The sequence below is a fragment of the Vibrio sp. 1562 genome (assembly GCF_033340155.1).
GTDB classification, from domain to species: domain Bacteria; phylum Pseudomonadota; class Gammaproteobacteria; order Enterobacterales; family Vibrionaceae; genus Vibrio; species Vibrio alginolyticus.
This window is the reverse complement of record NZ_JAWOVY010000003.1, coordinates 99,870-112,002: the sequence shown is the minus strand read 5'-3', so window position 1 is coordinate 112,002 and position 12,133 is coordinate 99,870. Positions and strand designations below refer to the sequence as shown.

The window sequence follows — 12,133 nt, the reverse complement described above, 5'->3', positions numbered from 1 at the left end:
AATGAAAATACTACTCCCTGTAGTTGTCTCATTAGCGTTAGTGAAACCAGTCCATGCGATGGACTGGTTTCAAACTAACACGCCTTTAACACAGGCACATCAACACTTACTTGAAGATGATCTTGCGGGTATGTTCAACTCTCTTGTTGAACTCTGGCAAACGGAACCAAGTAAAGATTTGACTCCTCACCTTAATGATCTTCTTGGTCAGTCACTATCTAAAAACTGTGGCAAGGCTCTCACTGGTGTAACGCTGCCTGATTGGATAAGTGGTGTGAACGTTATTCGTCAGACTATTCAAAGCCCTGGGCGAGATACATTTAGATTGGTGATCAAGCTAAGAGCTACAACTGACATCGAAAATATTTCATTTAATCGATGGGTGGATGATTCTATATCCGCGGACAGTTCATTCAGCTATGAACAACAGCCGAACGGGACAGAACTTGCCAACGAGCGTAGTTACTCGAAACGCTATAACTTAACAGGTAAGCTTGAAGCTGGTTTATATCACTTAACCGTTGTTTCTACTGATAAACAAGAGTATCGAACTTGGGTAATACTTGGAGATTCAAACTCTTCTCAATATGTTCGTTGGACATCTAAAGAGAATTGGAAAGTAGAAAAGAGCGCACTTCGTAATCCCCATTGTCCATTACCGCAACTTGAAGTCGGTTTGTATGACTACATTGATGGCCAGTACGAGCAAATGTGGAAAAAGACTTACGAGTCTAATTATCCAAATTCATTGGAGCTAGCGGGTGTCCCAAACGATAGATACGTATTGGCGGTAAGTATCAATAGTCGCCGTTGGCAGGGCGATATAATTGTTGAGCAGGCTCAAACTATTAGCCGAACCTATGATCTTTCCCAGGAAGAATAGTTAAAGAAATACTACTTGTGCCGATAAAGGTTCAGGACGAACTAAAATCACAAGTGTAGTATGAAAAACAAATATAAAATTCTTGCCACTTCTGTTGCTACTATTCTTTTCGCTAATGCTGCCTCTGCTGCTACTTATGCGATAGAGGCTCGTAGTGATGCAATGGGTGGCGTTGGTACCGTATCAGCAACTTATCTAACTGCGCCTTTTTTCAACCCCGCTCTTACTGCGATTTATCGCCGAAATGACGATGCAGGCATGATCGTGCCAAGTTTTGGTGGCAGCTACGATGATCAATATGATCTAGTTGATGAGATCGAACGCATCAGCAAATTGACAGACGTCGATGAAATCAAAAAATCGATGGATGCTATCGATGGGAAAAAGACAGACTTTGATCTTGGTGGTGTCGTTGCCATTGGTATTCCCAACAAATTCTTATCTGCAACTGCATACGGTAAGCTATACACTGAATCATTCGTACAACCAAATGTTGATACCTCAGGTACTAATCCATTAGATGATAGCTATGTACAAGGTGTTTCTATTGGCGTGGCTGAAGCTGGTATTTCACTTGCTAAATACACTAATTTCATGAACCAACACCTTTCTTTTGGTGTTACTCCTAAACTTCAGCGTATATACACATACTCATACGCCACGAGTTTTCAGAATTTTGATACTAAAGACTTACGTGAAAATGAGACCGCGGAAACGATGTTTAACTTAGACGCCGGCGCACTTTGGTTCTTTGGCCCATATCGTCTCGGTATTTCAGCGAAAAATTTGATCGGAAGAGACGTTAAAACAAAGTCATTCCAATATGGCAGCGATACGATAAAATCATACGAATATAGCATGCGTCCTGTATACACAGTTGGGGCAGGGATTGTTGCCGATTACTTTACGATGAGTGTTGACTACGATCTTAACGAAGAAAAACGTTTTTCATCCTTTGATGATAATACGCAAATGATTCGAGCTGGTATTGAATTTGATATTTTGCGTCAAATGGCATTACGAGCAGGGTATATGAAGAACTTAGCTCGAAGTAATGACGAAGGAACCATTACTGCTGGTATCGGGTTGTCTCCACTTAAGTTGTTCGAATTGGATATCGCAGCTCAGTACACAAACGAGAACGCTATGGGTGCATCCATTAATTTCCTTGCTACCTATTAATTGAATCGTTATAGTCAGCTCCTCAAAATGAGGAGCTTTTTATGTTTGACGATTTACCCCCTCTATCTCACCAAGAGCAACAACAAGCTGTAGAGAGAATTCAAGAATTGATGGCGAAGGGCACAAGTACTGCAGAAGCTATCAAAATTGTTGCCGAACGGATTCGATCTGAGTACGCAGAAAAACAACAGCAACAAAACTAATCAATTCATGGACAGGGCATACGCCCTGTTTTTTTTGCGTTTCTATTTTCTATTCCTTTACATTCCCAAATACCACCCTGGTTACGCTGTAACTAAAATTTACTATACCTCTATGATTGTAATCTTGTTCAATTACCTTTAAAACTAAATAGCGGGTTAGTAAAATTTTACCTCATCATATTAACCTTGGCTTACACAGTGCAGGTAATTAGGCATTTTTTAAAGAACTTATAAATTAAACTCAATTATATCAATTATTTACCTCGGTCTTTTAATCTGCCAACCATATTGGTCGCGATTGATCTTGTAATTTAATTACAAAGCCCAAGAGAGCCTCGTTCTCAGGCAGAAGATTATGCTAAAAAAAGAAAAAAGAGATACCGTAACTTATAACGATAATTCAACTGGAGTTATTAAATAAGCGATATAAAAACAGTAAGCACTCGCAGACATATGTAATAGATGAAGCGAAATTCATCTTATTGAGCTGCTTTTTTTAGCCGAAATACGTCTCCTGGATTTGAGCGGAGCGTTACATATTGAGCATGCTTAATCTAAAGTAGTTTTACTAAACTAGGCGACGTTGAAGTGGGTAATATGAAACCTCAAGAGTAGTAGAAATCAAGAGTAGTAACGCGTGTTACAACGTAATGTTTTCTGGCATCCTTCCTGTTAAATAGTCCGATAATTAGAGAAGAAATTGGAAAAACATCGTTGATCTTTGGATGAGAGGAAGCAACAAGGTTGCAATGAAAACTATTTGCCTGTTTTACACTAAACTCCTTTAACTATCATGTAGCAGTAGTTTTGATGTTGTGTTCGCTCTATGTGGACTAGACTTAATATGAGAACAAAAACTAACCTAGGGAGGAATGATGGGTTATAAGCACGTTTTGGTTGCTGTCGACTTATCTCAATCTAGCCAAGCCGTTATCGAAAAAGCAATAATGCAAGCAGATAACTCAAGCAGCAAACTCTCATTTGTTTACGTAGATGTTGATCGCATAGTCATGGAAGCGAAGGAAGAGCAAGAATTGGAAAGAAGGCTGCAAGAGCTCGCTGATAAATGCTTATACCCAGTAAACGAGACCATGGTAGTAATAGGCGATCTTCATATAAAACTATCGGGAATCGTCAAAAAAGAGGGGATAGATTTAGTTGTCTGTGGTCATCATCACAACTTATTGAGTCGCTTTTTTTCATCGATACCAAAGGTTGTGAACGAAGTTGAAGCTGATTTATTAATCGTCTATTTAGACGAGTGCTCGACAACTCTTGTTCGCACTCATCATTTTTTGTCACTAAAAAGCCGAACGTTTATGTTCGGCTTGGTGTATCGGTGATAATAAAAGTTTTTAGCCAGGAATGATTGATGCCTCATGAGATAAAACAGATGCAGACTCCGCGTTTGACTGCAGATCAAAATGTACGTTAACTTGCACGCCTTCTCGCTCAAAAGTGACATCATCAAAATCGGTCATAGTGATTTTGAATCCATTTCTAGCAAAAAAGCCAGTCACCATAGTTCGCTGCTTAATTTCTAATGCAGACGCGAGTAGCTTATCCATGGCATTCTCCTTGGTTATTGTGGGGATATGGGTAGAAGATACACATAGATTGGTATGAAATCAATTTTATACAAAGTTGCTTTTGATGAAAATTTTAATGTAAGTCAATCTATCGTTTACCCCACGTGATTTATTCCACGCAAAACCTTGATAACAAGACGGCAGAGCATCTCACATTGTGATAGCAAGCATAAAGATGGGGGTGTTAATAAATACCGCTGAAACAATATGTTACAAAGATTAGCGTTAGGCCTAGTTGCGTAGACAACGCAAAATTCTAAATCTGAACAACCGCCCTAAAATGACTCACTCTTCAATACTTGTGATAACTCAGACCTAATAAAAGTAGATATCTCAGCTAGCTTTCTTGGCAAAGGGTTTTGATAAGGGTAGGCAATATACATGGAACGTTCTATATCAAAAGTTTGCGATATTCGGATGTTTTTGTCTATATAGTTACTTTTAATAAGATAGTTTGGAATGACACCAACCCCAACTCCCTCAGAAACAAAGTTTATTAAAATAGAGGTGTTATCAACTTCGATAACATCAGTATATTGATTTTTAATTGATTCCTTATTCGAATGATGTTTGTAGATTAATAGTGTTTTGTTGTTGGCATTACTTATCCTAGATATCAAAACATCACTATAATCACCAATTTTATGTGCAATAAGAGTGTCATCAATAACATTATTAAGCCTAATCGCTAAATCTACATTGCTTTCTAATAAATTTTCTACATTGTTACTTGACGATATTTCAAAATCAACTTTTGGATATCGTTCTTTTAAGTCTTTAAGAACAGAACCAAAAATAGAAGAGGCTATAGAGTTGGGCATTGTGATTTTAAACTTTCCATCAATGCATTCACTCAACGAGCTAGCTCTGTAATTTAACTCGTGCAAACTCTCTAACGTCTTGATAGCAAGCTCTCTAATGCTTTCGCCATGATCAGTTAAAACGAGTTTCCTTGTTGTTCTGTGGACGAGTGTTACGCCAAGTTGTTTTTCTAATGCTGCTAGCTGCCTGCTGACTTGAGCCTTCGACTTTCCAAGTTCTTTTGATGCCTCTGTAAGAGAGAGGTGTTTACAAATGGCTGCAAAGCAGATCAGCTCATTGTTCATCAATTCCATGATTGTTACCTTTTTGCAACTTTTAAATTATAAAGTTAAACGTGTAAGGATATTGAAATATGAAGACTGCAATACAAAATTCGAAAAGATGTGTTTATCAGAAAGATACATTGTATAGAATAATAAATAATATTAGTACTTTGTATACCAAATCACTAGTAAAATTATTTGGTGAAGAGTTGAGAATCCATCATTGCAAACATAAGATTAATGTAAGAACCACTAACGAGTTGAGTGAACATATGAAGAAAGATCTAGGTATCGATTGAAAAGTAGAGAGTTTACATCTGTTAGATTCCTTGTTCCTATAAAGATAATCTAGTACTTACACGTTTGGGTTAAGCAAATGCGTGTCCATGTTGACTCATATCGAATGAGCAAGATGCAAAACCAACGTGCATGGTGTCGGACGTAACCAAAGATACAGTTCAAGTGGTCGCTGTGGTGGAATCGAAGTTCATGGCCCATACAAGACAGCTGATGAAATTTGCAAGGAAGCAAAAGCCAAATACAGTGTAACTAAACTGACTTTACCAATGCTAATCTTCTAACTCTTAAGTTCGCATTATGGGTGAGTGTTATGTTGAGTGGTTCGCCTTTGGCCTAGAACGTACAAAGGGTGGGCGAGAGACTTGCTCATTGTCGGCTTGCCGTACATGCCAGGAAAGAGAATCGCTTTGAAGTGAGAGCCCGTAACATAACACACATAATGCTGCACTAATGAAATGACATACCAAACGTTGAGTATGTCATTTTAGTTTGTCTTTGTGTTTAAACATGAAGTAGTTTATGAGGCTTTTGCAGTCTTCTGGTCTTCCTTCTAGTTTGATACTTTTTATTTTTCCGCTTTCATCGGTTTTGTATTCATACATGCAGAGATCATCACCGTTTCTGATTTTGTCTATGCGTTCCTTGCCATAGACTTCTTCAAGTGGTCGGTTTGGATCTTCTTCACGACCAATGATTTCGCCCATCGTCGGGTCTGCCAATGAACTTGAGCTCATTAAGGCCATTGATAATATGATTTTCTTCATCGTCATAACTTCGTCGGTTAGCGAGCATTTTGGGAGGGGCCCGCTTAGCGGGAGGGACCTAAAAGCGGAGCCAAACCCCCGTCTAGTATTACGGGGGTAAATTCCACTGAACCATCAGTGTTCTCCGTGTATTCGCAAGCGTAGCGCGCCAGTGTTTGAGCGTTAGCGAGTCTTATCTGAGGAGAAATTATTTCTAGCTCTGTTGCTTTGATTCCTCAAATACAAACCTTCGACCATTATCGACAGTGATTCGATCTCCGCGTCGTTGAAATCTCCAATCGCTGAACTAATTTTCTCTATCAGTCTTTCGTGCGGATTCTGTTCTCTTCCAAGTACTTCATTAACTGATACCCCAAGTCTTTTAGCTATTAAAACTAGCTCTGATGCTTTTGGCTCAGTCTTGCCTGATTCCCAGTTCATAACGGTTTTTGCCGATGCTCCGACAGATTTAGCCATTTCAAGCTGAGTGACTCCTTTTTCCTCTCGGAGTCTCTTAATGTTCTCATTTAGCATGTTAAACCCCTTATTGAGTCCATGTTTTTTCTCATTATAAGGAGTGTTTTTTCATACAGTATCTTGACAAGGTAAAAATATTTACCCAAGATATGCAATAAATTTACTCTTGACAGGTTTTCAGAGAACATGAAAAAACAAGTATTCACCCCTGAAGAATTGGAAATCGATACTGAGGCGAGTCCTTTTGTTTTTGTTGATTACCTGTCTTGGACAATCCCTTACTCATCTTTGCGTCACGCTCATAAGTCCGACCTTTCATCTGCTATCTGGGCTCCAATCCCCAAGCCAAATTACCGCATGGCTAAAACTCCTGACCAAAAAGAAAAGTTAATCGAGCGATACAAACAGCAATGGAACGTTGCAATGATGGAACGTTTGGAGGTTTTTTGCTTGCACGTTCTTGGCCTTCGAATGTCGCCTTGGCGTGGTAAGGGGTTATACGGTTACGAGGATTCATGTCACTTGATGACTAAACACTCTAACAAGCACGTTGGTTTTGTTGCTTTGGGTGGCAACCGCGGAACCTGTTATTTCCAAATTGAGGGGCTAGGGTGCAAACACGTTTTTGAGCACACAAGTGCATTCCGTTTGCATTGGTGGTTAGAGCTTCTCGACTGTAACCGTCTATCTCGAATCGACCTTGCAGTCGATGACTTTCACGGCCTGTTCGGTCGTGAGTATGCAAAAAAAGCCTATGCCGATAATGCGTTTCGCACATCTGATAGGGGTTGCGGCCCTAGTGCAGGTGAGCGTTATTTCGCTGAACCGTCCGGCAAGGTTATCAATGAATCGTTCGAGGTTGGCAACCGCAAATCTCGTATTTACTGGCGTATTTATAACAAGGCTGCTCAGCTTGGGCTCGATATGTTTTGGTTTAGAAGTGAGTGTGAGCTGAAGGAGATGCCAATCGATGTGCTTCTCAATATCAGCGGTTACTTCGCCGGAATTTGTGCGTATAGCGCATCTATCGTATCCAGCACTCCAGTAAAGGTGGTTACAAAAAAGAAACAAGTTGCGCTCGATATGCACGGGCGCATTCGTTGGGCTCGTCGTCAAGTTGGCCGCACGTTAGCGGATATTGCTAAGTACTTGGATGGTGACTTGGAGAAAGTTTTCGGGTTGCTCATATCTGAGGATACGCAGGGTGATTTGCTCAACTTGCCTGATACATACAAACACATAATCAAAGAGATAATGGAGAATTAGCATGGCTGTTCGTTACGTTCTAACAGGTGGCACTTACTCAAAAGGCGTTGGTAAGCAATCTGGTAAAAAATATGAAATTGGTCGTTTGTTTGCTGGTAAGGCGCTGAAGCCTTGGGAAAACGAAAACGGCTCTCAAATTGCGTTTGGTATTGAATCTGTTGAGGTTCCATTTGCGCCAAACGATGCACTTCTCGCTAAGTTCGAAACTACTATGTGTCCGGCTCTTGTTGAGTTCGAATACGAACCTGACCCAGAAGACCCTCGCCGTAACTTGGTTTGCGATTTCAAAGTTATTCGCAGCCTGTTCGACAATCCTGTCTCTGATAAAGCTAAGTAAGGTTTTTAATTATGCCTGTGTGCGCACTTCCAAACGCTGACGGTTTCATTGCTGTCGTTCCTGAGGTTGATGCTGCTTCTTGTAGCGGTTACGTCATGGTTACGGCTCAAGAATACGGTTCGCTGATGGATTTCACTCAGGTTACTGGCCCTGAAGCCACTCAAATGTTCGGCCTTGGTTTTTCCTTGGTTTTCTTTGGGGGCTTCATGTCTACCTATGCCATCAAGATGGCAATTCGTTTAATCAAACTTCTCTGAGGTACTTATGAAATACATCAATCAAGCGAAGAAATTCGTAAAACGTGGTGCTGCTACTGTTGCTGTGGCTGCTTTCTCTGGTGCTGCTTTCGCAACTGAGTCAGGTGCTGACCCATTTAGTGCAATCGATCTTGCTGGCGTTGCCGCCAAAATCGGCGCAGCTGGCCTAATCATTGTTGGCATCACTATGGCCTACAAATCTATCACTCTTGCTAAGCGTGCTGTGAATAAGGCTTAAGTTTATGTTGGCCGTTCTCCACGATGTCCAACTCATCGTCTTTGTGCTTTTGGGTGGCATGGCTGGATTTGTGGCCTCTCAAAACTTTAGAGGATAGGGGGGCTTCGGTCCCCTTTTTTAATGAGGTTTATACATGAGTATTCAACAAAGCATTGCGGCACTGGTGATACTTTTGAGTGTTTCGTTTAGTGCTAATGCTGAATATATAAGGTTACATTACGAGGGTAATTACGCTTCTATTGCTTATCGTTGTACGGGATATTCCAGAGGGGATGTTGTTGATATTTCACATCCTCCTTCTGTTTCTGGTGTTTGGTGGGAGAATGGTAGTCGACGTTATATTTGTGAGGATGCTTATTATGCTGCTAACTATTTGCATGTTGAGTTTAAAATTTTCGGAGATTCTAAGTTAACAACTGCGACTATAGGAGGTTCTATAGTGCAAAGTTGTCCTGAAGGTCAAAAGGTAAACCCTGAGACTGGTAAATGTGAAGAGCCTCCTTATTGCTCACGGCAGTCTACTATTGACGCTATAGAGCAAGCGAGAAACTCTTGCGAATCATCAGGTAAAGAGTTTTCTTTCATTTGTAGCAATGAAACTGAGTCATGGGAACCCGAATGTAATGGTCGTGATTGTTCTGATGTTGAGGGCGAGCATGATTCGGTCACTTGGGATTCATCTATATGGGGTAATTCATCTCCCGCCAGTTATCTTTGCTCCTCAAAAGGCGGCGGTTGTGGTGCTTCAATTGACGGCTCTAGCTCTTGGTGTGGTGAGTCCGGTTGGTGTTATGCCAGTTACACTGTCATAGGCCCAGCGTGCGACGTTCCAAACGGTCCCTCTTTTTGTTCCGATCCTTTATGTACCAATTTTAAAGACCCTGACACTGAAGAAAAACCAGATACAGACCCCACTCATGACCCTGATGACCCAACAGGTGGTGACATTGAAGACCCTAGCGTTTTGCCGGATTCGGATAGTGATGTTGTCGTTCCTGACCCTCCAACAGATGAACCTGACGTTGAGGACCCTCCAACAGATGAATCGACAGACACGGCAGTAGTTAGCGCAATAACGGGAATGAATAAGGATGTAAACAAGGCGCTCAATGCGATGAACATCGACATTAATCAGGCAAGTGCTGACGTTCAGAATCAAATCATTGCGCTTAATGCTTCAGTTGTTACCAATACGCAGGCCATTCAAAAGCAGCAAGCTAACGACAATGAAATCTATCGTAAAACAAAGTCTTTAATTCAACAGGCCAATGCTGACATAACAACAGCGGTAAACAAAAATACCAATGCCATTAACGGCGTTGGTGATGATGTTGAACAAATTGCTGGCGCAATGGATGGTATTGCTGAGGATGTCGCTGGTATTTCTGACACCTTAGACGGTATCGCAAACACAGATACGTCTGGTGCAGGTACGAGTGGTACTTGTATCGAGGCTGGCAATTGTTCTGGCTTTTATGAATCTGCTTATCCTGATGGTTTAGGCGGTTTGGTGTCTGGTCAACTTAATGATCTAAAAACCAATGTGATTGATGACTTTGTTAATTCATTTGGCAACATAGATTTGTCCAACGCTCAGCGTCCTTCTTTCGTTCTTCCGGTTCCATTCTTCGGCAACTTCAGCTTCGAGGATTACATTAATTTTGATTGGATTTTCGGCTTCGTTCGTGCGGTTCTCATTATGACGTCCATCTTTGCAGCGCGTCGCATCATATTCGGGGGATAATATGGATTGGTTAGTTGATTTGTTTAACAAGCTTTTGGTGTTTTTATATCAGCTTTTAGTCTCGCTTTTTAACATGCTCAAAGACCTGTTCTTTTGGGCGGTTGAGCAAATCATGGCAATGGTGAATCTGTTGCTCTCTGGTGTGTTCTCTCTATTCGCTCCGGTCGATATGAGTCAGTATATGACGTCAATTCCTCCAACAGTCTCTTGGGTTATGGCTGCGGTTGGTTTACCTCAGTGCCTTTCTATCATCCTTGCTGCAATCACGGTTCGCTTAATGCTTCAACTCATTCCGTTTACGAGGTTAGGCTCATGATTTATGCAATAGCAGGTAGACCAGGAGGCGGTAAGACTTACGAGGCTGTTGCTTATCACATTATTCCGGCTATCAAGGAAGGGCGTAAAGTTATCACCAACATTACGCTTAATGTTGATTGGTTCGTAAAGATATTCGGCGAGGATGTGCGCGACTTAATCAAGATAGTTGATGGTCGTTTGACGGATTTTGGCTCTACAAGTCGGCCTTTTAGTCAGATTGAAGATTACTCGGACGAGTGGCGAAACGAGAAAGGACAGGGGCCTTTGTACATTGTTGATGAGGCTCATATGAGCCTACCATCTCGTGGGCTTCCGGCTGCGATTCTTGAGTGGTTTTCGATACATCGTCACTATGGTGTCGATATCATCTTGCTGACTCAGAACATACGCAAGGTGCATCGCGATATTAAAGACATGATTGAAGTCACTTATCGCTGTACCAAAAACACCGCAATGGGCTCCAGCAACTCATACACTAAAAAGGTTCAAGATGGTTGCAATGGTGAGGTGGTAAACACTTCGATACGATCTTATAAGTCGGAGTATTTTCCGTTTTACAAAAGTCATTCTCAATCGAACAAGCATGTGCAAGAAGCACAAGCAAAGGACATAAAGCCTTTTTGGAAACGTTGGCCTGTCGTCGGGAGTGCGTTGTTATTGTCTCTTGGTCTGGTCTTTAATATTTGGGCTTGGTGGCCTGAACCCGAAAAGGCACCGGAACCAGTCACGCAGCAAAATGTTAACTTAGAAATTCCAGCTGGTACTCCAACAGCTCAAGGAACGCGGACTTCACCTAAGAAAAAGACCAGTTCCGGTTTTGGCCCTTTAGATGGTTACGACTTTTTTATCACTGGGTACGCTAAGCAAATCGCGCTTACTACTAACTTGAAATCGATGGGAGAGCTAAATCGTGACCTAACTTTCTATAAGATATACATTGATGTTTACGATGGTACGGATAAGCTTTTCAGCTTTGACCATACAGATTTGGTTGATATTGGCTATCAGTTCGAGGTTCTTTCGGATTGTGTCTATCGGGTAACTTGGGAAGATTCAGAAAGGATCTTCACTTGCGGCCAACGTGAAAAGCCAACCGATATTCTCCAGCAAAATATTCCTGTTCAGATATAGCTATGCTGGTAAATATTCTTTGGACCCTGTTCTGGGGCTTCTGCATTTGGGGGACAATAATGCTATTCAGATGGGCAGCCTCTAGTTAGACCGCTCGCCGCAAGAAGTGATATTGAGCTTGCGAAAATCGCTTCGAGGAAGCGGAACATGTACACAGCTAATCTTTGGCACGTTCACACTGGAGTTGTTTATGATTGATTTGATACTTGAATATCCTTATGAGTTTCTAGGACTTCTAGGGGTTTATGTTTTAGGTTTGGTTGTTGTGATTCATGGCTTCAGTAAAAAGCAACTGCCTTAGTGCGCATTATGGGTGAGTGTTATGTTGAGTGGTTCGCCTTTGGCCTAGAACGTACAAAGGGTGGGCGAGAGACTTGCTC

General features: G+C 41.4%; 14 protein-coding genes and 1 pseudogene. 11 read left to right on the top strand and 4 right to left on the bottom strand.

What is annotated here, in order from left to right:
• Position 1: 1 nt before the first annotated feature.
• The 4 genes and pseudogenes from R7Z49_RS03980 to R7Z49_RS03965 all read left to right on the top strand — a co-directional run.
• Complete coding sequence (locus R7Z49_RS03980; RefSeq protein WP_005388048.1) at positions 2-883, top strand: DUF2861 family protein; 882 nt, start codon at positions 2-4, stop codon at positions 881-883.
• 60 nt (positions 884-943) lie between these two features.
• Entirely contained in the window at positions 944-2,065 is a 1,122-nt protein-coding gene (locus R7Z49_RS03975) for a conjugal transfer protein TraF (RefSeq protein WP_005388052.1), read from the top strand.
• 41 nt (positions 2,066-2,106) lie between these two features.
• Entirely contained in the window at positions 2,107-2,268 is a 162-nt protein-coding gene (locus R7Z49_RS03970) for a YoaH family protein (protein WP_005376257.1), read from the top strand.
• Positions 2,269-3,143: 875 nt separating this feature from the next.
• Positions 3,144-3,530: pseudogene (locus R7Z49_RS03965) on the top strand (universal stress protein); the annotation flags it as partial.
• Between the two features lie 93 nt (positions 3,531-3,623).
• Here R7Z49_RS03965 and R7Z49_RS03960 read toward each other — a convergent pair.
• From R7Z49_RS03960 to R7Z49_RS03945, 4 genes are all read right to left on the bottom strand, one after another.
• Positions 3,624-3,836, bottom strand: a complete 213-nt coding sequence (locus R7Z49_RS03960) for a hypothetical protein (protein ID WP_065275314.1) — start codon at positions 3,834-3,836, stop codon at positions 3,624-3,626.
• A 296-nt stretch (positions 3,837-4,132) separates the two neighbouring features.
• Positions 4,133-4,972 carry a LysR family transcriptional regulator gene (locus R7Z49_RS03955; protein WP_065275313.1) on the bottom strand — a complete coding sequence of 280 codons (840 nt, stop codon included), beginning with the start codon at positions 4,970-4,972 and terminating at the stop codon, positions 4,133-4,135.
• Positions 4,973-5,721: 749 nt separating this feature from the next.
• Entirely contained in the window at positions 5,722-6,006 is a 285-nt protein-coding gene (locus tag R7Z49_RS03950; RefSeq protein WP_249373387.1) for a hypothetical protein, read from the bottom strand.
• Positions 6,007-6,168: 162 nt separating this feature from the next.
• Positions 6,169-6,519 carry a helix-turn-helix transcriptional regulator gene (locus tag R7Z49_RS03945; protein ID WP_017636227.1) on the bottom strand — a complete coding sequence of 117 codons (351 nt, stop codon included), beginning with the start codon at positions 6,517-6,519 and terminating at the stop codon, positions 6,169-6,171.
• A gap of 129 nt (positions 6,520-6,648) precedes the next feature.
• Between R7Z49_RS03945 and R7Z49_RS03940 the strand changes: the two genes are divergently transcribed.
• From R7Z49_RS03940 to R7Z49_RS03910, 7 genes are all read left to right on the top strand, one after another.
• Entirely contained in the window at positions 6,649-7,728 is a 1,080-nt protein-coding gene (locus R7Z49_RS03940; RefSeq protein ID WP_318111367.1) for a replication initiation factor domain-containing protein, read from the top strand.
• Position 7,729: 1 nt separating this feature from the next.
• Positions 7,730-8,065, top strand: coding sequence for a hypothetical protein (locus R7Z49_RS03935; protein WP_017636225.1), 336 nt, complete (start codon positions 7,730-7,732; stop codon positions 8,063-8,065).
• Between the two features lie 11 nt (positions 8,066-8,076).
• Complete coding sequence (locus tag R7Z49_RS03930; protein ID WP_104972595.1) at positions 8,077-8,322, top strand: single-stranded DNA-binding protein; 246 nt, start codon at positions 8,077-8,079, stop codon at positions 8,320-8,322.
• Positions 8,323-8,329: 7 nt separating this feature from the next.
• Entirely contained in the window at positions 8,330-8,560 is a 231-nt protein-coding gene (locus R7Z49_RS03925) for a phage coat protein (protein WP_256952729.1), read from the top strand.
• Positions 8,561-8,693: 133 nt separating this feature from the next.
• Positions 8,694-10,304 (top strand): methyl-accepting chemotaxis protein, encoded by a 1,611-nt coding sequence (locus R7Z49_RS03920; RefSeq protein WP_318111364.1) that lies wholly within the window; start codon positions 8,694-8,696, stop codon positions 10,302-10,304.
• 1 nt (position 10,305) lies between these two features.
• Positions 10,306-10,620 (top strand): DUF2523 family protein, encoded by a 315-nt coding sequence (locus tag R7Z49_RS03915; protein WP_318111363.1) that lies wholly within the window; start codon positions 10,306-10,308, stop codon positions 10,618-10,620.
• A complete protein-coding gene (locus tag R7Z49_RS03910; protein WP_033905309.1) occupies positions 10,617-11,753 on the top strand; it encodes a zonular occludens toxin domain-containing protein in 1,137 nt (378 codons plus the stop codon). The genes R7Z49_RS03915 and R7Z49_RS03910 overlap by 4 nt, the downstream gene beginning before the upstream one ends.
• Positions 11,754-12,133: the final 380 nt, after the last annotated feature.

Excerpts from the sequence above, each read along its gene's own strand:
- R7Z49_RS03980 (WP_005388048.1), top strand. The coding sequence starts at position 2 with ATGAAAATACTACTCCCTGTAGTTGTCTCATTAGCGTTAGTGAAACCA.
- R7Z49_RS03975 (WP_005388052.1), top strand. The coding sequence starts at position 944 with ATGAAAAACAAATATAAAATTCTTGCCACTTCTGTTGCTACTATTCTT.
- R7Z49_RS03970 (WP_005376257.1), top strand. The coding sequence starts at position 2,107 with ATGTTTGACGATTTACCCCCTCTATCTCACCAAGAGCAACAACAAGCT.
- R7Z49_RS03960 (WP_065275314.1), bottom strand. The coding sequence starts at position 3,836 with ATGGATAAGCTACTCGCGTCTGCATTAGAAATTAAGCAGCGAACTATG.
- R7Z49_RS03955 (WP_065275313.1), bottom strand. The coding sequence starts at position 4,972 with ATGGAATTGATGAACAATGAGCTGATCTGCTTTGCAGCCATTTGTAAA.
- R7Z49_RS03950 (WP_249373387.1), bottom strand. The coding sequence starts at position 6,006 with ATGAAGAAAATCATATTATCAATGGCCTTAATGAGCTCAAGTTCATTG.
- R7Z49_RS03945 (WP_017636227.1), bottom strand. The coding sequence starts at position 6,519 with ATGCTAAATGAGAACATTAAGAGACTCCGAGAGGAAAAAGGAGTCACT.
- R7Z49_RS03940 (WP_318111367.1), top strand. The coding sequence starts at position 6,649 with ATGAAAAAACAAGTATTCACCCCTGAAGAATTGGAAATCGATACTGAG.
- R7Z49_RS03935 (WP_017636225.1), top strand. The coding sequence starts at position 7,730 with ATGGCTGTTCGTTACGTTCTAACAGGTGGCACTTACTCAAAAGGCGTT.
- R7Z49_RS03930 (WP_104972595.1), top strand. The coding sequence starts at position 8,077 with ATGCCTGTGTGCGCACTTCCAAACGCTGACGGTTTCATTGCTGTCGTT.
- R7Z49_RS03925 (WP_256952729.1), top strand. The coding sequence starts at position 8,330 with ATGAAATACATCAATCAAGCGAAGAAATTCGTAAAACGTGGTGCTGCT.
- R7Z49_RS03920 (WP_318111364.1), top strand. The coding sequence starts at position 8,694 with ATGAGTATTCAACAAAGCATTGCGGCACTGGTGATACTTTTGAGTGTT.
- R7Z49_RS03915 (WP_318111363.1), top strand. The coding sequence starts at position 10,306 with ATGGATTGGTTAGTTGATTTGTTTAACAAGCTTTTGGTGTTTTTATAT.
- R7Z49_RS03910 (WP_033905309.1), top strand. The coding sequence starts at position 10,617 with ATGATTTATGCAATAGCAGGTAGACCAGGAGGCGGTAAGACTTACGAG.